The sequence below is a fragment of the Pirellulales bacterium genome (genome assembly GCA_035533075.1).
Lineage (GTDB): Bacteria > Planctomycetota > Planctomycetia > Pirellulales > JAICIG01 > DASSFG01.
On record DATLUO010000247.1, the window covers coordinates 1 to 17,056 of the forward strand.

General features: G+C 62.7%; 18 protein-coding genes. 12 read left to right on the plus strand and 6 right to left on the minus strand.

Features of this window, described 5'->3' with window-relative positions; translation table 11 throughout:
- Nucleotides 1–635: 635 nt before the first annotated feature.
- Entirely contained in the window at nt 636–1,397 is a 762-nt protein-coding gene (locus VNH11_30795; protein ID HVA50773.1) for a Uma2 family endonuclease, read from the plus strand.
- A gap of 70 nt (nt 1,398–1,467) precedes the next feature.
- Here the strand turns inward: VNH11_30795 and truB are convergent, their stop codons facing one another.
- The 6 genes from truB to VNH11_30825 all read right to left on the minus strand — a co-directional run bounded on the left by truB (nt 1,468) and on the right by VNH11_30825 (nt 8,400).
- Complete coding sequence (gene truB, locus VNH11_30800) at nt 1,468–2,349, minus strand: tRNA pseudouridine(55) synthase TruB (protein ID HVA50774.1); 882 nt, start codon at nt 2,347–2,349, stop codon at nt 1,468–1,470.
- Nucleotides 2,346–3,260 (minus strand): ribokinase, encoded by a 915-nt coding sequence (rbsK, locus tag VNH11_30805; protein ID HVA50775.1) that lies wholly within the window; start codon nt 3,258–3,260, stop codon nt 2,346–2,348. The genes truB and rbsK overlap by 4 nt, the downstream gene beginning before the upstream one ends.
- A gap of 68 nt (nt 3,261–3,328) precedes the next feature.
- Nucleotides 3,329–3,784 carry a hypothetical protein gene (locus VNH11_30810; protein ID HVA50776.1) on the minus strand — a complete coding sequence of 152 codons (456 nt, stop codon included), beginning with the start codon at nt 3,782–3,784 and terminating at the stop codon, nt 3,329–3,331.
- Entirely contained in the window at nt 3,738–4,238 is a 501-nt protein-coding gene (locus VNH11_30815; GenBank protein HVA50777.1) for a hypothetical protein, read from the minus strand. The genes VNH11_30810 and VNH11_30815 overlap by 47 nt, the downstream gene beginning before the upstream one ends.
- A gap of 407 nt (nt 4,239–4,645) precedes the next feature.
- Nucleotides 4,646–7,069: a tubulin-like doman-containing protein gene (locus VNH11_30820; GenBank protein ID HVA50778.1), complete on the minus strand. Its 2,424-nt coding sequence runs from the start codon at nt 7,067–7,069 to the stop codon at nt 4,646–4,648.
- A gap of 11 nt (nt 7,070–7,080) precedes the next feature.
- A complete protein-coding gene (locus VNH11_30825; GenBank protein HVA50779.1) occupies nt 7,081–8,400 on the minus strand; it encodes an AAA family ATPase in 1,320 nt (439 codons plus the stop codon).
- A 326-nt stretch (nt 8,401–8,726) separates the two neighbouring features.
- Here VNH11_30825 and VNH11_30830 point away from each other — a divergent pair, with 326 nt between their 5' ends.
- The 11 genes from VNH11_30830 (at nt 8,727) to VNH11_30880 (ending at nt 17,042) form a co-directional block, all read left to right on the plus strand.
- Nucleotides 8,727–9,500, plus strand: a complete 774-nt coding sequence (locus VNH11_30830; protein HVA50780.1) for a DeoR/GlpR family DNA-binding transcription regulator — start codon at nt 8,727–8,729, stop codon at nt 9,498–9,500.
- A gap of 9 nt (nt 9,501–9,509) precedes the next feature.
- Nucleotides 9,510–10,169 (plus strand): phosphate propanoyltransferase, encoded by a 660-nt coding sequence (locus tag VNH11_30835; GenBank protein HVA50781.1) that lies wholly within the window; start codon nt 9,510–9,512, stop codon nt 10,167–10,169.
- A 78-nt stretch (nt 10,170–10,247) separates the two neighbouring features.
- The gene (gene eutM, locus VNH11_30840) at nt 10,248–10,556 is read left to right on the plus strand and encodes an ethanolamine utilization microcompartment protein EutM (GenBank protein HVA50782.1); all 309 of its coding nucleotides are present in this window, start codon (nt 10,248–10,250) and stop codon (nt 10,554–10,556) included.
- 139 nt (nt 10,557–10,695) lie between these two features.
- Nucleotides 10,696–10,965, plus strand: a complete 270-nt coding sequence (locus VNH11_30845; protein HVA50783.1) for a BMC domain-containing protein — start codon at nt 10,696–10,698, stop codon at nt 10,963–10,965.
- A gap of 17 nt (nt 10,966–10,982) precedes the next feature.
- Nucleotides 10,983–12,182, plus strand: a complete 1,200-nt coding sequence (locus VNH11_30850; GenBank protein ID HVA50784.1) for an acetate/propionate family kinase — start codon at nt 10,983–10,985, stop codon at nt 12,180–12,182.
- 130 nt (nt 12,183–12,312) lie between these two features.
- Nucleotides 12,313–12,627 carry a EutN/CcmL family microcompartment protein gene (locus VNH11_30855; GenBank protein ID HVA50785.1) on the plus strand — a complete coding sequence of 105 codons (315 nt, stop codon included), beginning with the start codon at nt 12,313–12,315 and terminating at the stop codon, nt 12,625–12,627.
- A gap of 243 nt (nt 12,628–12,870) precedes the next feature.
- A complete protein-coding gene (locus VNH11_30860; protein HVA50786.1) occupies nt 12,871–14,304 on the plus strand; it encodes an aldehyde dehydrogenase family protein in 1,434 nt (477 codons plus the stop codon).
- 98 nt (nt 14,305–14,402) lie between these two features.
- Nucleotides 14,403–14,660 carry a EutN/CcmL family microcompartment protein gene (locus VNH11_30865; protein HVA50787.1) on the plus strand — a complete coding sequence of 86 codons (258 nt, stop codon included), beginning with the start codon at nt 14,403–14,405 and terminating at the stop codon, nt 14,658–14,660.
- The gene (locus VNH11_30870) at nt 14,660–14,947 is read left to right on the plus strand and encodes a EutN/CcmL family microcompartment protein (protein ID HVA50788.1); all 288 of its coding nucleotides are present in this window, start codon (nt 14,660–14,662) and stop codon (nt 14,945–14,947) included. The genes VNH11_30865 and VNH11_30870 overlap by 1 nt, the downstream gene beginning before the upstream one ends.
- A 153-nt stretch (nt 14,948–15,100) precedes the next feature.
- Entirely contained in the window at nt 15,101–15,964 is an 864-nt protein-coding gene (locus VNH11_30875) for a class II aldolase/adducin family protein (protein ID HVA50789.1), read from the plus strand.
- A 139-nt stretch (nt 15,965–16,103) separates the two neighbouring features.
- A complete protein-coding gene (locus tag VNH11_30880) occupies nt 16,104–17,042 on the plus strand; it encodes a lactate/malate dehydrogenase family protein (protein HVA50790.1) in 939 nt (312 codons plus the stop codon).
- Nucleotides 17,043–17,056: the final 14 nt, after the last annotated feature.

Genomic DNA, 17,056 nt, shown 5'->3' on the forward strand with positions numbered 1-17,056 from the left:
GCCGCAAGTGCTGGTCACGGAACTGACGCCCGTGCAGCGGCAGATCCTCAAGCTACTCGGCCTCTCGCCCGATTCCTACGGCCAATGATGCCCGCCCCTGGAAACTCCCGGAAATTGCCGGAATGACCTGCGGAAGATAGGGTGTACTGCCGACTCCAACCGCCGGAGACAGCGGAAGTAGAGCGAAATGGTTCGGTTGCCAGCTACCAACTCAGTGAGGTGCTCCCGCGCCTCCTCATAGTCCTCCACGGCTCCCTCAGCCCTTCTGATCAGTGCGACGACGGAACCGGGATCGAAAAAAAAGATAAGGGGGGAGATGAAGCTTTCTTCGACGAATTGGAACGCAACGCGGATTACGTAACGTTGTTCGACCCCGGGCGGAGAATGTTCCTGCGGTGCTACAACGACCGCGCCGAGATATTTGAGAAAGGCACTTGGGGCCTGCTTTGCACGGGCGAGTGGGCGAAGCAATGAGCCCACTCCCCAAGCGTCCCGAAAAGACGTTGCGAAACACCCTCGCTGTCGCCGATCAGCCCGGACCGCCTCGCGGTCTGAGAAGATCGACGTCTGACGTGTCGACGACCGCACGCCGAGGGGTTAAACTAGAAACGACGGGGCGAGTGCGGGAGACGAATATGGCAACGATCCCTTCACCGCGGTTGCTCGGGGCTGAGGCGGAAATTGAGTATCCTACCGGAGACGGCCGGCCTGTGGGTGAAACACCGATCCATTTCAAGAACCTGGCGGTCGCGGTCCAGACGCTCGACCGGCATTTCGAGCGGGAGCCCTTGGTGTACGTGTGGGGCAACATGTTCGTCTATTACGAAAAGGGGAACCGACACAAGCATGTTTCTCCGGACGTCTTTGCCGCCTTTGGCGTGCCTAAAGACAAGCCGCGCGACGCCTACTTCATCTGGGAAGAAGGTCATGGACTGGACTTTGTGGTCGAGCTGACCAGTAAATCGACACAAGGCGAAGACCTCGACGACAAGATGTCGATCTACCAGGACGAGATCGTGGTGCCCGAGTATTTTCTGTTCGATCCCAAGGGCGAGTATCTCGATCCGCCGCTGCAGGGCCATCGTCTGCGCGCGGGGAAGTACGTTCCAATCGAGATGGTGGAGGGACGCTTGCCGAGCGAAGTTCTCGGTTTGCACCTGGAGCGTGACGCTGAATGGCTGCGGTTCTATAATCCCGCTACCGGGTCCTGGTTGCCCACGCCCGACGAGCTTTTACTCGAAGAGCAAGCGAAACGCGAGCGGGCGGAGGCGGAACGCGAGCGCCTAGCGGTTGAATTGGAGGGATCCGGCAAGGAATTAGAACGCTTGCGGAAGGAACTTGAGGACTGGCGGCGGCGTTTTGGCGAGCAGTTGCGCGGCCCTTCTGTCGGCGAGTAAACCGCCGTTGTTTTGCTCAACAGCTTGAAATCGCATTCGGTACGAGGAGACTTCACGGTCTCCATGCTCGCTAGCTGCCGGCGAAATTCTGCACCGGCCGGAGCGTGCCGTCGGGCTGTGCGGAAACGATGGCCACCAACTCCTCGTGCTCGTCGACCGCCGCCATTTCGCCTTCGCTCGGCGCTGGCCCGTGTATCGTTTGCCCGTGATGAAGGCGCTCGATCTGCCCGGCAGACAAACGGGTTTTTGGCAGGGCGGAGAGCGCCCGCAACGGCGACTGAAGCCAGTCGGCCTGTCGATCGCGAAGGAGTTGCTCGGGTAGCTTCGCATCCGCGAGCGTGAAGCAGCCGATCGCCGTCCGCACCAGTTCCGACATGACGGCCGCCGTACCCAGCGACTGCGCCAGGTCGCGGCCGAGCGATCGGACGTAGGTGCCCGATCCGCATTCGATGTCGAGCCGCAGTTCGGGATAATCGTAGGTGACCACTTCCAGGCGATGCACCACGACCGGCCGCGGCGCCAGCTCGACCGCCTTGCCCGCACGGGCCAGATCGTAGGCCCGCCGTCCCCGCACCTTCAAGGCCGAATAGGCGGGCGGGCGCTGCTCGATCACTCCGACCAGCCGCGCGGCGGCCTCGCGAACTTCCGCCTCCGTCGGCTGACGAGCGTCTGCCATCAGCCGCACCTGGCCTTCCACGTCTTCGGTATCGCTCTCCTGGCCGAGCAAGAAAGCGGCCCGATAGCCCTTCGGCATGGCCTGCACGTATTCGATCAGCCGTGTCGCCGGGCCGACGCAGACGACGAGCACGCCGGTCGCCAAGGGATCGAGCGTGCCGGCATGGCCCGTCTTGGCGGCCCGCACCAGGCGTTTCACGCAGTCCACGGCCTCGCGCGACGTCATGCCCGGCGGCTTGTGCAGGTTGACGATGCCAAACGGCTTCTTGTCGGTCATGCTTCGATCTCGTGGCGATGCGGCAGCGAGGGCTGCGCGCCCCGCCGCGTCACGGCCAGTGCCGCCGCGCGGTTGGCCCAACGGGCAGCTTCGAGCAGCGTGCGGCCTTCGGCCAGCCCGACGGCCAACACGCCGTTAAACGCATCTCCCGCCGCCGTCGTGTCGATCGCCGTCACCGGAACGGCGGGAATCGTTTCCACCCGGTCGCTCACCACAAGGCACCCGTCGGCGCCCAGGGTCAGCACGCACTGCCCCGCTCCCAACCGCCGCAAATGGCCCAGCATGGCCAGCGAATCGGTCTTCGAAAGGTCGCTGCCCGTCAGTTCGGCGGCCTCGAGCTGGTTCGGCGTCAGCACATTGACCAACTCCAGCAGTTCCAGCCGGTCGCAAAAGCTTCCCACGGGCGCGGGATTGAGAATCGTAAGCAGACCAGCCTGCTTGGCACGCGTCAACGCACGTGCCACCGTGTCGAGCGGCGTTTCCAAACAAGTGAGCAGCACGCGGGCCCCGTCGAACAGCGACTGCGGCAAAGCATCGATATCGTCGGGCCGCAACTCCGCGTTGGCCCCTGAGGCAACGGCGATCGCGTTTTCGCCCTGCGCATCGACGACGATTTGTGCCACGCCTGAAGCCACGCCGGGCAGCACCTTGACTGCCGACAGGTCGAGGTTCTCCTGCCGGAGGTGCTCGATCGCTTGCCGGCCGAAGGCATCGTCGCCCACGGCCGCCACGAAGGCCACCGGAGCGCCTGCCACGCGCGCGGCGGCCACCGCCTGGTTGGCGCCCTTGCCGCCGGCGGCCTGAAAGAACTCGCCGCCCAGCACGGTCTCGCCCGGCCGCGGCAATCGCGGTACGCGGATCACCAGGTCGGTGTTGACCGAACCGACGACGATAATGCGAGGATGTGCCATTGCGGAAAGTGGAACCCGGATGACCGGCGCGTAGGCGCGAATGATTCGAGAAGATTCAAAATCGCTAGCTACGAGAAGAGAGAATCATAGTTTTTGAGAATCTTCTTTGAATCGTCTGAGAGAAACCTGCGTGCGTGAACTTCGACGTTCATCAAACGCTTCTTGAGTAGTTTGTCTCGCACCGCGGCCATCGACATATAGTCAGAAAACCTTGCGTATCCGGCGCCGGCACTCGACCGAGCGCCAAGATATCTTGCAACCTCCGACGCTTCCATGAGCGCCTCGTAGTGCTTGCAAAGACTTGAATATCCGTTTTTTGCGTCCTGAAGGATTTCGAGGCGTCTGGAATGGCCATGCCCGTGCCCCAATCCCTTCCATGCGAAGGTGGCCTCCACGATCTGAAGTGCCTTATAAAACGCGATGGTTGCCACCCACTCAGGATGATCTCCTTGCGCATCCAGAAGCGCACGGATGGCGTCATGATTTCTGTTGGCCAATTCGATGTGCTCTTGTTCCGTCGCCATTGAATTCAATCGTGAAGGAATGATCGAGAAACGATTGTAACGATTCGTTGGACACCAACGGAAGAGCCCTCGTGCTCAACTTAATTAAATCAAGGTCTGGATCGTTCGCGATTTCCACGCCTAGATCCGATAAAGCATCCGTGATTTCGTCTTGGAACTCGACTTGTTTTCGCACGACGATGAAACGGAGCGTGCTCTCGCGGGCCGTGAGAAATGCGCGGTCCCAACTCTCCCCATGCTCCTCCAGCCAGCACGCCAATCGCTTCACGAGTACACTGAATTGCTTCGAAAACTGCTCGTAATGCTGATTCTGGCGCAGAATCTCAATCGCCTTGCCGATTTTCACCATGAATCGGTCTTGATCGTTTGGCGTGACAACGAGATTCCCGTCACGCTGTTCCCATTTGAGTTGCATGACGGCCGGGGGAGCTGATTGGTCGAAAGCGGCGTTCATTTTTGAGATCCAGTCTTAAATAGGGCGCATAAAAAACCGCGCTTTGCTGCGCGGCCAGCTGCACGTCTCCACCGTCAATGGCTGGCGTCCCAGCCAACCACCGGCCGCTCCACATTCGGTCGGTCATCGTTCCTATTCGACATTGTACAGCGTCGAAAATAACTTTGGTTCGCAGGCGAGTCAAGCGTTTGCGTCGCGTGTGCGGCCCGCCGGCTTCGCGGCGTTGGCTACGCAAAGTGTTGCAGCACAAAGCTTTGTGCGCGACATTGACCATGGGTGTTTTCCTACGACGTTGCTGGAGATTTTGGCTCTGGCGCGCGGGCCAAGACTCTTCACCCGCAGGAATGCAGCCGCCCATTTTTGCTGAACTACCCCCATCGTCCCGGCGCGTCGGGGCCAGTCCCACCCTACGCTCGGACAGCGACGTCCGTGGCGAGCGTGGCCCAGGGAACGTCGACCCGCGTGAGCACGCGGCGGGCAGCCTCGGCACAGTCGCCGCGGTCTTCGACCATCGCGGCGGCAGCCTGGGCCAACGAAAGCCCACCTGCTTCGCGGCAAAACACAAGATCGCCTTCGTCTCCGACGACGACCGTCGACGGCTTGAGCCCGTGCCGCACGGCATCGACCACTTCGCCACAACTTGGTCCCCGCGGCACGACGACCAACAGGTGGTCGACGCATTCCAGTCGGTTCAGCCTTGGCGCCGCCTGCTCCGCGGCGCCGGTGAGTGCGCCGGCCAGCTTTTCGCCGCTGGGACAAACTTTCAGGAGCAGTTGGCCGGCATTCAGTCCGGCCAGAGAATCCGCCACCGTTCGCCGCGCATGCTCCAACAACTGGTCTCTCAACGCGTGCCACTCCTCGGCAGACCGCGGCGCCAAGCCGAGCAAGCCGCCTTGGGAAGCCAACCATTCGTCCCGTAATGATTGCTCGAATTGCGCCACGTAGTCGGGCTGCCGAACTCGCTCCAGCTCGTCGCCCAAGGCGGAGCCGTAAATGCCGGCCGCGTCCGGCTGATTTTCGTAGGTCGCGGCGGCCGTGGCAAATTCGGCGACCAACCACTCGACCGACTGCCGCAACTTGAAGAGCTGGTCGTTCAGCGCGGCGAGCTTGTGAGCTATCCCTTCGAGCAATGTGGAAACCTGTTTGTGCAGCGTGGCCCCCAACCGCAGGCGGCAATAGCGCAGCAGGTGCTCTTCGGGATCGTTCGAGGCGGTAAACCGTCCGAACCATCCGAACCGCTCGCCCGGCAGGTCGCCGCGCTGTAGCCTCGACCAGAGCGCCGCCGCGTCAGCCTGGTCCTGCTGATAGACCGCCTCGGCCGCTTGCCGAAGATTGCGGACGTGCTCGTGAAACAGGCTGCCGGCGGCGATGGCGGCCGGCAAGCGTGCCCGTGGAGCCTCGACCAGTTGCGAAATCGACTCGATCAGCGACGAAGCCATTCCGGCCGCCAGTTTGTCGGCGGCGTCGCGCAACGACGCTTCGAACCGCGTCGGACGGGCCGCTTGTCCGGGGTCGAACTGCGTCGGCAGGCCAAGCACCGCATGGATGCGGCGCAGCTCCTCGCCAAAGGGACCGGCCGGATCGTCGTCGCCCACGATCGCTGGCCGCCCGGCGTCGCCGATCACCAATGAGCGAAAATGGGCGTCGGCACTGCCGCCCAACGCCTGGTCGGCCACGCCTTGCAGCCGGGTGAGCAACTCGTCGAGCTGAAAATCGGGCGGCTTGATGCGAAATTCCGGTCGCTGGTCGTCGTGCGCCTCGCCCAGCCACTGTTGCGCAAGCTGCAAGCAGAGTTGCTCCGCCTCGCGCTGCGCGAGCGCAAAGCGGTCGAAGCGGACCGAGGAAAGACCGAAGGTGCGCAGCCGCGGGGCGTCTTGCTTTGTCCCCGCCGCGGCGCGCTGCGACCGGCGCAAATCGTCGAGGGCCGCACCGCATGCCGTGGCGGCGTCGAGATACAAGTATTCGGCGACCTGTTGCGTGGCATCGTCGAAATCGGCGTCGCTCAGCTCTTCGCCAAGATTCACGAGGTAGGCGTCGCTAAAGGGCGGCTCGGAAACGTCGCCCGCCGGAAGCACCTCGACGGGACCCGTCCGATAGGCCGCGCCGCCCTGCATGAAATGACTGAGCTCGGTCAGCGTGGCGTAGGCGTTGGTCTTTCGTAGATCGTTGGCGGCGCTTCGCGCCAGCGTGGCGTGCAACATCATCCCTCGCACACTCTCCGCCGGCAGGCCCAGTTCCTCCAGTTGTTGCCGCACGGCATACGCGACATCGAGCAGCATGCCGCTGCCCGTGCCGCCGCCGATGGACGTGATGACGAACACCTGCGGCGACTGCTGCCGCACGGGCAGGGCCAACGTCTGGGAAGTGAGGCTCAGCGAATCCGGCCGCACGGTCTCGCCGATGGCTGCCCGAATGCGCTCGCCAATGGCCTGCCGATGATCGATGAAGGCCAGTCGTCCCAACGGCCGCAGACCCTCGGTGAGCAGCGACCGCGGGATGTTGTAGAGCCACCGGCGGCTGAGCCAGCTCAGAATCTCGTCGGCCGACGACCGATATTCGGCCGGCTTACGCAGCGGCAGCGCGTGCATTTCACCGGCCGCCAGTCCGTCGCCGTCGTCGCCTGCTTCCGCGAGGCGCAAGGCGGTCCGGTCGGTGTCGAACAGCAAAAACTGCAGGCCGGGAAGCCCGGTTCGTTCGGCAGACACACGCTTCAGGCGTTGGCGCAGGTGCAGCAACACGCGGGCCGCGGCGCCGCCCAGGCCGAGAAAGAGCGTCGGCCGAAAGCCGGCTGCGACGGAATCGGAAGGCGGCGTGCCGTGCGGATCGTTCAATGCGGCCGTCCTCACGTCACGCGCGTAAAATAGCTTTGCACCACGCGGTCGAAATACGCGGGCAGCATCTCGATCGCCAACTCGTGATAGACGCAATAGCTGCGGACTTGCGCCAGCAAATCGCGCGGATGGCAGCGCCGCAGTCCGCGGCCGTGCGGCAAATAGTGAGTCTGAATCAAGTAGTCGACCGCGTCGCGGCGGTAGCGGAAACCGAGCTTCGGCGCGTAGAACTCGAACAACCGATGAAACTCGTCTTCCGATGGATCGACGATGTTGATTTTATAGGGAATGCGGCGTAAGAAGGCTTCGTCGACGAGCGATTCCGGCTCCAGGTTCGTCGAGAACAGAATCAATTGCTCGAAGGGAACTTGGATCTTCTTGCCGGAGGCGAGCATCAGGAAATCATAGCGCTTTTCCAGCGGCACGATCCAGCGGTTCAAGAGGTCGCCGGGCGGCATCCGCTGCCGGCCGAAATCGTCGATCAGCAGCGAGCCGCAATTGCTCTTCAATTGCAAGGGGGCTTCGCTGACGTTGGCCCGCGGGTCGTGGCGGATTTCGAGCGCGTCCATCGTCAACTCGCCGCCGGCCACCACGGTGGGCCGCCGGATTTTGATCCACCGCCGGTCGTAATCGTTCTGCTTCAAAAAGCTGCCGTGTGCATCTTCGACCGCTTTGTGATAAGCCGGGTCGAAGAGCTTGATCAGTTGCCCGTCTTCGATCAGCGTGCGGGGCAGCCAGATGTTCTGGCCAAAGCAGCGCGTGATGCGTTCGGCGAGCGTGGTCTTGCCGTTGCCGGGCGCGCCGTACAAGAACATGCCGGCGCCGGAATTGACCGCGGGACCAAGCTCCTCGTAGACCGTGGCATCGACGGTGATGTCGTGAAAGGCTTCTTCGAGTTGAGCGCGTTTCGGCGTTTCGGCCCGGATCGTCTGGGCTTCGACCGACATGATGTAGTCGATCAAGGGCACCGGCGCCGGGCCGATGTAGCCGCAGGCGTCGAGATAGGTCTGCGCTCGCTGCCGTCCCTGGTCGGTGAGCGTGTAATAGTAGTCGTTGAACGGGGCCGAGCCGGTATGCGCGGCGAACTGGCGGTTTCGCAGCTTGTGCAGCTCCGGTTCGACGATCCCCATCGGCAAGCCGAGGTGCTCGGCGATGCCGCGGCCGCTGGCGGTGCCGGCGGCTGACAGATATTTGCACACCAGCGAGTCGATGAGCGAATCGCTTAATCCGGTGTCGGCCAGTGTGGCCGGTTCGGCCGGTTTGAACGATTCGTCGGAAAGTATCGCCGCCAGCAAATGGACCGGCGGTTCTGCGGCGAGTGTGGCGGTCATGACCGGTATCCGTTGGGGTCGGGCGGTGAAAAAAAGCAGGGACGTGAAAGTGTACCTTGCGTTCGCCGGCCGCACCAAAGTCGCCTTTCGCTCCGCGAAAGGGTGCCCTTTCGCGGAGCGAAAGGCGACGATGCTGGAGGGCCGGCGCTCGTCCCAGTGCGCCGGGACTTGGCCAACCTTACGGCGTTGCGGCCCAGATCGTCGATTCGTTGACATGTTTTGCGCACGTCAACGCACGGCATGCCATAATTTTTTCATATTAGCAGTTGCAATCGCCGGTTGACGTGACCATAATATGCCAATAACTGTCATAACGGTGAAAACTAGTGCTCGCCGAAGAGCGGAGAACTCGACTGCTGGAACTGGTGCGAACGCGTGGCTTCGCGGCCCTGCCCGACCTGGCCGACGCGCTCAAGGTCTCCGAGTCGACCGTGCGACGCGATTTGGAGCACCTTGAAGACGCCGGAGCCGCCAAACGGACGCATGGCGGCGTGTTTTATACGGGCACGTCGCCCAAGTTGCCGCATTTTGACGAGCGGCAACCGGCGGAATGGGACAAAAAGCGGGCGATCGCTGTTCGGGCGGGGGAACTGATCGACAACGGTGATACCGTCCTGCTCGACGGAGGAACAACAACTTACGAAGTGGCCCGATTGCTTGTCGGCCGGCCGCTGCAAGTGGTCACCAACTCGCTGCCGGTGGCGAACTTGTTCGCGGCCAGCGCGAACACCGACCTGGTGCTGTTGGGCGGTTACGTCTATCCGCGGACGGGAGTGTCACTGGGACCCTACGCGAATGAGATGCTTGAACGGCTGAATGTGCGAAAGACGGTGCTCAGCGTGTCGGGCATCAACGATCGCGGCTGCTTCAACAACAACCTGCTGCTGGTCGAAACCGAGCGGGCCATGATGCAGGCCGCGGAAGAAGTCATTGTGGTGGCCGACAGCACGAAGTTCGGCCATCACAGCCTGGCGCACCTGTGCGGCCTGGAAGAAATCAATCATTTCGTCGTCGATAGCGAGATCAGCCAAGATTGGCGAAGTAAGCTTTTGGCGGCCGGCACCGACCTGCTCGTCGCCGGCGCGACCGACAACACGTAGAGACAGCCCATGACCACCAACACGCTCGATCGCCGGGCCATCGAACAGATCGTGCGCCAGATCGTTCTGGAGCGTGCGACCGCGGCGACCGGGCCCAAGCTGGTGGTGAGCATCTCCGCGCGTCACTTGCACCTCGCCGAAGAGCACGTCGAGACGCTCTTCGGTCAGGGTCACAAGCTGACGCCGATGAAGGACCTTTACCAGGACGGCTTTTACGCGGCGGAAGAAACCGTGATGGTCGTCGGGCCAAAACGAAAAATGCTGCCTTCGGTGCGGGTGCTGGGGCCGACGCGGCCCTATAGCCAGGTCGAGCTGGCGTTTACCGACGGCATTTCGCTGGGCATCGACCTGCCCGTGCGGCCCAGCGGCAAAATATCGGGGACGCCCGGCTGCGTGTTGGTGGGACCGAAAGGCGTGGTCGAGCTGAAAGAGGGCCTGATCCGCGCCGAGCGGCACGTACACATGAACTTGGAACACGCCAAACACTACGGCGTGCAGAACGGCGACCGCATGAGCCTGCGGATCGACTCTTCGTGCGCGACGGTGTTTCGTGACCTGTTGGTGCGGGCCGACGAGACCAGCAAGCTGGAAGTACACCTCGACACCGACGAAGGCAACGCCGCCGACCTGGACCACGCCTGGAAGGTGGAGCTGCTGAGGCAGGAGTAAGAGTATCTCCCTCTCCCTCCGGGAGAGGGAACTACAAGACACCCCGTTTCCCATTCTCATTTTCGGAGTACAGATTTCATGGCAAAGCAGAAAGCAATGGAAGCGCTGGGCATGATCGAGACCAAAGGCTTTGTGTGCCTGGTCGAGGCCAGCGACGCAATGATGAAGGCCGCGAACGTCGATTTTCTTGGCTGGGACAAGGTCGGCAGCGGCCTGGTGACGGCGTTCGTCACCGGCGACGTGGCAGCCGTCAAAGCCGCGACCGACGCCGGTGCCGCGGCGGCCGGGCGCATCGGCGAAGTCGTCAGCGTGCAGGTCATTCCCCGTCCGCACGACGATCTCGGCGTGGTCTTGCCGGCGGCGGTGAAAGGCGGCGATTTAGGATAGGCGTAGGGTGGGACCAGCGAGCTTGCGAGCGCCGGCCCACCGATAGCGGCGCCGTTTATATGGTGGGCCGGCGCTCGCAAGCTCGCTGGTCCCACCCCTACGAACCAAGACTCACAAATTCTCACAGGACTCAACTTACATGAACGACGCGATCGGATTATTGGAAACCAAGGGCCTGGTGGCGCTCGTCGAAGCCACCGACGCGATGGCCAAAGCGGCCAACGTGCAGATTGTTAAAAAAATCGCCATCGGCGGCGGCCTGGTCACGACCGTGGTCCGCGGCGACGTGGGCAGCGTGCGTGCGGCCGTCGAAGCGGGCGCCAATGCGGCCCAGCAGATCGGCGAGCTGGTCGCCAGCCATGTCATTCCCCGTCCCGCCGACGGATTGGTGAAGGCGTACCTGTCTTAGGGATGTAATTACCGCTTATGAAGGTATTGGTCGCCAATCTCGGCTCGACGAGTTTCAAGTATCGCCTGTTCGATATGGACGGCGAGCGGCAGCTTGCGCGCGGCGGCACCGAACGGATCGGCTCGGCGGAAAGCCGCTCGTTCGTCGAGATCAGCGGCCGGCGGCACGAGATGCTGTCGGCCGTGCCCGATCATGCGGTGGCGGTGCGTCGCTGCCTGGAGCAGTTGACCGATCCGCAACACGGTTGCCTGAAAGACGCCTCCGAAGTGGCGGCGATCGGTTTCAAGGCCGTGCATGGCGGGGCATTCAGCGGCGTCGAGCGCGTGACGCCCGAAGTGTTGGCGGCGATGGAGGCGATGAGCGAAGTCGCGCCGGCTCACAACCCGCCCTACGTCGCGGCCATGCGGCTGCTGAGCGAAAAGCTGCCGGAGATCCCGCTGGTGGCGGCGTTCGAGACCGGCTTTCACCAGACGGTCCCCGACCGGCTGCGCTTCTACGCCGTGCCTTACGAGTGGGCCGAAAAGCATCGCGTCCAGCGATGGGGATTTCACGGGGCGAGCCATCGCTACATCGCCGGCCGCATGGCCGAACTGCTGGGCCGCAAGGACCTGCGAATCATCTCTTGTCACCTCGGCGGTTCTAACTCGCTGTGCGCGATTCGCAACGGCCAAAGCGTGGCGAACAGCCTCGGCATGAGTCCCCAATCGGGCTTGCCGCACAACAACCGTGTCGGCGATTTCGATCCCTTCGCACTGCCGGTGTTGATGAAGGAAACCGGCAAATCGTTGGCGGAGATTCTGAGGGATCTCGACTCGAAGAGCGGGCTGCTGGGTTTAAGCGGGTTGAGCGGCGACGTGCGCGATCTGGAAGAGGCGGCCTCGCAAGGAAACGCACGGGCACGGCTGGCGCTCGACGTATTTACCACGTCGATTCGCCACTACCTGGGCGCGTACCTGCTGGAATTAGGCGGCGCCGACGCGATCGTGTTCACCGGCGGGATTGGCGAAAACGGCGTCAACGTGCGGGCCGCCGTTTGCGCGGGACTGGAATGGCTCGGCGTCGCACTCGATCCCGCGGCCAACGGACGGGCCAAAGGCGAATGTTCGATCGGGGCGTCCGAAAGCCGCACGCAGATCTGGGTCGTGCCCACCAATGAAGAGCTCATTGTTGCGCGGCAGGCGAACCAGTTGATTGATGGGATGAGGGATGAGGGATGAGAGATGAGAGATGAGAGATGAGAGATGAGAGATGAGAGATAAGGGATGAAAGATGAGGCTCCTATCCCTCATCTCTCATCCCTTATCCCTCATCCGCCCAACGCACACCGGAAGGTAACCTGACCAACCTATGTTCCTCGCCAAAGTAACCGGCAGCGTCGTGGCCACGCAGAAGGCGGCAACGATGACGGGCCACAAGCTGCTCATCGTCGAGCCTTACCGCATCGACGCCGCCAACCGCGACCGGCTGGTGACGACCGGGCGAACGTTTGTGGCTGTCGACACCGTCGGGGCCGGACAAGACGAGTTTGTGTTGATCGTGCAAGGCTCCAGTGCCCGACTGACGCCGGAAACGAAGAACTTGCCCGTCGATGCCGCCATCATCGGCATCGTCGACATGGTACACGTCGATCAGCAGTGCGTTTTCAATCGAGAGAGAGGTTGACTGTGACGAAATCTTCAAAGAGCCGGTGGCTGGGGCGGAGGCTGGCCGTTTTCAACGCGGAAATTCCAAGAGTCGCGGTGGCCAGGCGATGCCCCGGTTCGTCGGCCACGCACAAACCGGGGCATCGGCTGGCGTCGAGCCAGTTGATCATTCCGGGCCGCATCGAGCCAGCCTCTGCCCCAGCCACCTGAACCCAGCCACCTGAACCCTGATCCCTGAACCCTGAACCCCGAACCCTTCCCCATGCAAGCCACCGAAACCCTGATCCGCAGCGTCGTCGAACAAGTGCTGGCCCAGATGGGCAACGGCCAAGCGTCGGCCACGCCCATGCGCCGCGGCTTTGACGGCCGATACGGCATCTTCACCTGCGTCGACGAAGCGGTCGCCGCCGCCACCGCCGCCTTCCGAAAACTTTCGGATGCGACGATCGAGCAGCGCAAACGGGCCATCGACCATATCCGCCGCATCTCGATCGACCAGTGCGTCGAGCTGGGCACGATGGAGATGGAAGAGACCAAGATCGGCCGGCTGGCACACAAGATCGAGAAGCTCAAGACGCTCGGCGAGCGCACGCCCGGCGTGGAGTTCATGCGGAGCGAAGTGTTCAGCGGCGACCACGGCCTGGCCGTCATCGAGCACGCTCCCTTCGGAGTGATCGGAGCGATCACGCCGGTGACGCATTCGTTGCCCACCATCACCGGCAATGCGGTGAGCATGATCGCCGGCGGCAACACGCTGGTGGTCAATCCGCATCCCGCCGGCAAGAAGGTGGCGGCCGAAGGCGTGCGGCGATTCAACGAAGCCATCTATCGCGATTTGGGCATCGACAACCTGATCTGCGTCATCGCCGAGCCGACGCTCGAAACGGCCCAGGCCATCTTCAAGCACCGCGGCGTCAAGCTGATCTGCGTCACCGGCGGGCCGGCCGTGGCCAGGGCGGCGATGAACAGTGGAAAACGGGCGATCGTGGCCGGGCCGGGCAATCCGCCCGTCGTCGTCGATGAGACGGCCGATCTCGACCGCGCGGCGCGGGCGATCATCGAAGGTGGGGCCTACGACAACAACCTGTTGTGCATCGGCGAGAAAGAAGTGTTCGTGGTGGCCGAAGTGTTCGACGAGATGATGTCGGCCATGGAACGCGCAGGCGCGGTGCGGCTCAATGCCCGTGAGGTCGAAGCATTGACCAAGGTGGCCATCACCACGGTCGGCGAAGGCGACCACAAGCACGACGTGCCGGCCAAGGAGTATCTGGGGCAAGACGCGGCGGTGCTGGCCCGCGGCATCGGCAAGCAGGTGCCGCACAACGTAGAGTTGCTCTACGGTGAGACGGACGAATCGAACCCGTTTGTGCCGGTCGAGCAGATGATGCCGTTTCTGCCGTTCGTTCGCGTGCGCGACTTCGACGAAGCGGTCGAGAAGGCGAAGTTCTACGAGCACGGCTTCCGGCACACGGCCATGATTCATTCCAACAGCGTGCGAAACATGACCAAGATGGGCCGCGCGCTCGACACGACGTTGTTCGTCAAGAACGGCCCCTGCATGGCGTCGCTGGGCCTGGGTGGCGAAGGCTATTTGTCGTTCTCCATCGCCACGCCCACCGGCGAAGGCGTGACCACGCCTTTGACATTTACACGAGAACGTCGCTGCTCGATGATCGACGACCTGCGAATTATTTGACGTCCCTTGTCAGTGGTCCGTTGTCAGTTGTCCGTTGCAACTGACCACTGACCACTGACCACTGACCACTGACCACTGACCACTGACCACTGACAAAGATGCAATTAGGCACCGTCGTCGGCACCGCGACTTCGACCATCAAGCACCGCTCGATGGACGGCTGGAAGCTGTTGGTCGTGCAGTTGCTGGCGGCCGACGGTCGCTCGCCCGACGGCGAGCCGGTGCTGGCCGTCGATAGCCTGGGTGCCGGCCGGGGCGACCGCGTGCTGCTGACCAGTGAAGGCAATGCGACGAAGGAACTGTTGAAGAGCGAGACGACGCCCGTCCGCTGGTGCGTGATAGGAATACCTGACTGATGCGAATTTGCAAAGTATTTGGCACCGTGACGCTCAATCGCTCGCATCCGAGCCTGACAGGCGCATGCCTGCGCTTGGCGGCGCCGCTGACGCTCGATGAACTGGCGGGCCACAAGGAACCAGCGGCAGAAGAGTTGGTGGTGTACGACGAGCTGGGGGCCGGACTGGGCAGCCTGATCGCCATCAGCGAAGGCGGCGAGGCGGCCCAGCCGTTTTATCCCGACATGAAACCGGTCGATGCCTACAACGGGGCGGTCCTTGACTCAGTGGACGTGAGACGGCCATGAAAGACGTAAGGTGGGACCAGCGAGCTTGCGAGCGCCGGCCCACCGCTAGAGACGACGATGGTCACGGTGGGCCGGCGCTCGCAAGCTCGCTGGCCCCACCCTACGCCTGAAGACGTAGTCGAAAATCCAAAATCCAAAATCCAAAATTGCAACATGCCTCCCCTGCACAAGCTTAAAGAAGAAATCTGCGACATCGGCCGGCGGCTCTACAACAAGGGCTTCGCGGCCGGCAACGACGGCAACATCAGCTATCGCCTGGGCGAGAACGAGGTGCTCTGCACGCCCACGTTCATCTCCAAAGGCTTCATGAAGCCCGACGATCTGTGCGTCGTCGATTTGCAAGGCAATCAGATCAGCGGCCGCCGCAAGCGGAGCAGCGAGATTTTGCTGCACCTGACGATCATGCGCGAGCGGCCCGACGTGAAGAGCGTGGTGCATTGCCATCCGCCACACGCCACGGCGTTCGCGGTGGCCCGCGAGCCGATTCCGCAGTGTGTGTTGCCCGAAGTCGAGGTTTTCTTGGGCGACGTGCCGATCACCAAATATGAAACGCCCGGCGGGCAGGCCTTCGCCGACACGGTGCTCCCCTTCGTCCACAAAGCCAGCGTCATCATTCTGGCGAATCACGGCACGGTGAGCTACGGCGACACGATCGAGCACGCCTACTGGTGGACCGAGGTGCTCGATTCATACTGCCGCATCTTGTTGTTGGCCCGCGATCTGGGCCGCGTGAACTATCTCAACGAACAACACACCCGCGAGCTGCTCGACTTCAAGACACGACTAGGCTTCACCGACCCGCGCTTGACGCCGGCCATGGAAAACTGTGACATCTGCGCCAACGACGTTTTCCGCGATAGCTGGCAGCAGACCGGCGTCGAGCGCAAAGCGTTCGACGCCCCGCCGCCGCTGCGGACCAAGAGTAACTCGCAGCCTGTATCGACCAATGGCGAGCAGGAAGCGTTGGTGCAAGCGATTACGGAGCGAGTGATGGCCGCGCTGAGTGGAAAAAGGTAACGGATGAAGCTGAGGTGGTAAGGTGGGACCAGCGAGCTTGCGAGCGCCGGCCCACCGTAATCGACGTCGTTAACGGTGGGCCGGCGCTCGCAAGCTCGCTGGTCCCACCTTACACCCTGAACCCTGAACTCTGAACCCTATGAAAGTTTCCATCATCGGCGGCGCCGGCCTGGTCGGCTCGTGTGCGGCGTTCGCCCTGCAAATGGGCCGCATCGTCCGCGAAATCGCTCTCTTGGACGTCAACGCAGAGGCCGTCGCCGGCCAGGCGCTCGACCTGCTGCACGGCGCCAGCCTGATGGCCGATCAGGTGATCACGTCGGGCGGCTACGAACATATTCCGTCCAGCGACCTGATTTGCATCACCGCCGGACTGCGGCGCAAGCCGGACGAAAGCCGGCTCGATCTGATTAACCGCAACGTCGATCTGTTCGTCGGCATCCTGGCCGAGATCGCCAAGGCGGGCTACAAGAAAGACGCCGTCGTGCTGGTCGTTTCCAATCCGGTTGACGTGCTCACCTATCTGGCCGCCCAACGCCTCGAATTGCCGCCCAGCCAGGTGATCGGGCTGGGAACGCAGCTCGACACGGTCCGCTTCCGCAGCCTGATCGCCGAGCGGCTCGCCGTGCCGCCGACGCAAGTCTCGGCCCTCATCCTGGGCGAGCACGGCGATAGCATGGTGCCGATCTGGTCGAGCGCCACCGCCGCCGGCCTGCCGCTCGAGAAATTTCCGGGCTGGAACCCGAACATCGCCAACGAGCTGTTCACGCGCACCAAGGGCTCGGGCGCCGAGGTCATCAAGAAGAAGGGCGGAGCGGGCTTCGCCGTCGGCCTGTCGATTCAAGAAGTGATCGAGTCGGTCGCGCTTGATCGGCGGAAGATTTTGCCGATTTCGAGCGTGCAATCGGGCTGCTATGGCATCCGCGACGTGGCCCTCTCGGTGCCGACGGTCGTGGGCCGCAAGGGAGTGTGTGCCACGCACGAAATCGAGTTGTGGCCGAAAGAAGTACAAGCGTTGCGTAAGAGCGGGCAAGTGCTGCGTCAGACGGTCGATACCGTGCTGGCACGATTAAAAACGTAGGGTGGAAAAAGCGA

Coding starts and splice junctions, on each gene's coding strand:
- VNH11_30835 (HVA50781.1), top strand. CDS start 9,510: ATGACCACCAACACGCTCGATCGCCGGGCCATCGAACAGATCGTGCGC.
- VNH11_30795 (HVA50773.1), top strand. CDS start 636: ATGGCAACGATCCCTTCACCGCGGTTGCTCGGGGCTGAGGCGGAAATT.
- VNH11_30810 (HVA50776.1), bottom strand. CDS start 3,784: ATGGCGACGGAACAAGAGCACATCGAATTGGCCAACAGAAATCATGAC.
- VNH11_30870 (HVA50788.1), top strand. CDS start 14,660: ATGCGAATTTGCAAAGTATTTGGCACCGTGACGCTCAATCGCTCGCAT.
- VNH11_30880 (HVA50790.1), top strand. CDS start 16,104: ATGAAAGTTTCCATCATCGGCGGCGCCGGCCTGGTCGGCTCGTGTGCG.
- VNH11_30850 (HVA50784.1), top strand. CDS start 10,983: ATGAAGGTATTGGTCGCCAATCTCGGCTCGACGAGTTTCAAGTATCGC.
- rbsK (HVA50775.1), bottom strand. CDS start 3,260: ATGGCACATCCTCGCATTATCGTCGTCGGTTCGGTCAACACCGACCTG.
- VNH11_30815 (HVA50777.1), bottom strand. CDS start 4,238: ATGAACGCCGCTTTCGACCAATCAGCTCCCCCGGCCGTCATGCAACTC.
- VNH11_30855 (HVA50785.1), top strand. CDS start 12,313: ATGTTCCTCGCCAAAGTAACCGGCAGCGTCGTGGCCACGCAGAAGGCG.
- VNH11_30875 (HVA50789.1), top strand. CDS start 15,101: ATGCCTCCCCTGCACAAGCTTAAAGAAGAAATCTGCGACATCGGCCGG.
- VNH11_30825 (HVA50779.1), bottom strand. CDS start 8,400: ATGACCGCCACACTCGCCGCAGAACCGCCGGTCCATTTGCTGGCGGCG.
- VNH11_30845 (HVA50783.1), top strand. CDS start 10,696: ATGAACGACGCGATCGGATTATTGGAAACCAAGGGCCTGGTGGCGCTC.
- eutM (HVA50782.1), top strand. CDS start 10,248: ATGGCAAAGCAGAAAGCAATGGAAGCGCTGGGCATGATCGAGACCAAA.
- VNH11_30865 (HVA50787.1), top strand. CDS start 14,403: ATGCAATTAGGCACCGTCGTCGGCACCGCGACTTCGACCATCAAGCAC.
- VNH11_30860 (HVA50786.1), top strand. CDS start 12,871: ATGCAAGCCACCGAAACCCTGATCCGCAGCGTCGTCGAACAAGTGCTG.
- truB (HVA50774.1), bottom strand. CDS start 2,349: ATGACCGACAAGAAGCCGTTTGGCATCGTCAACCTGCACAAGCCGCCG.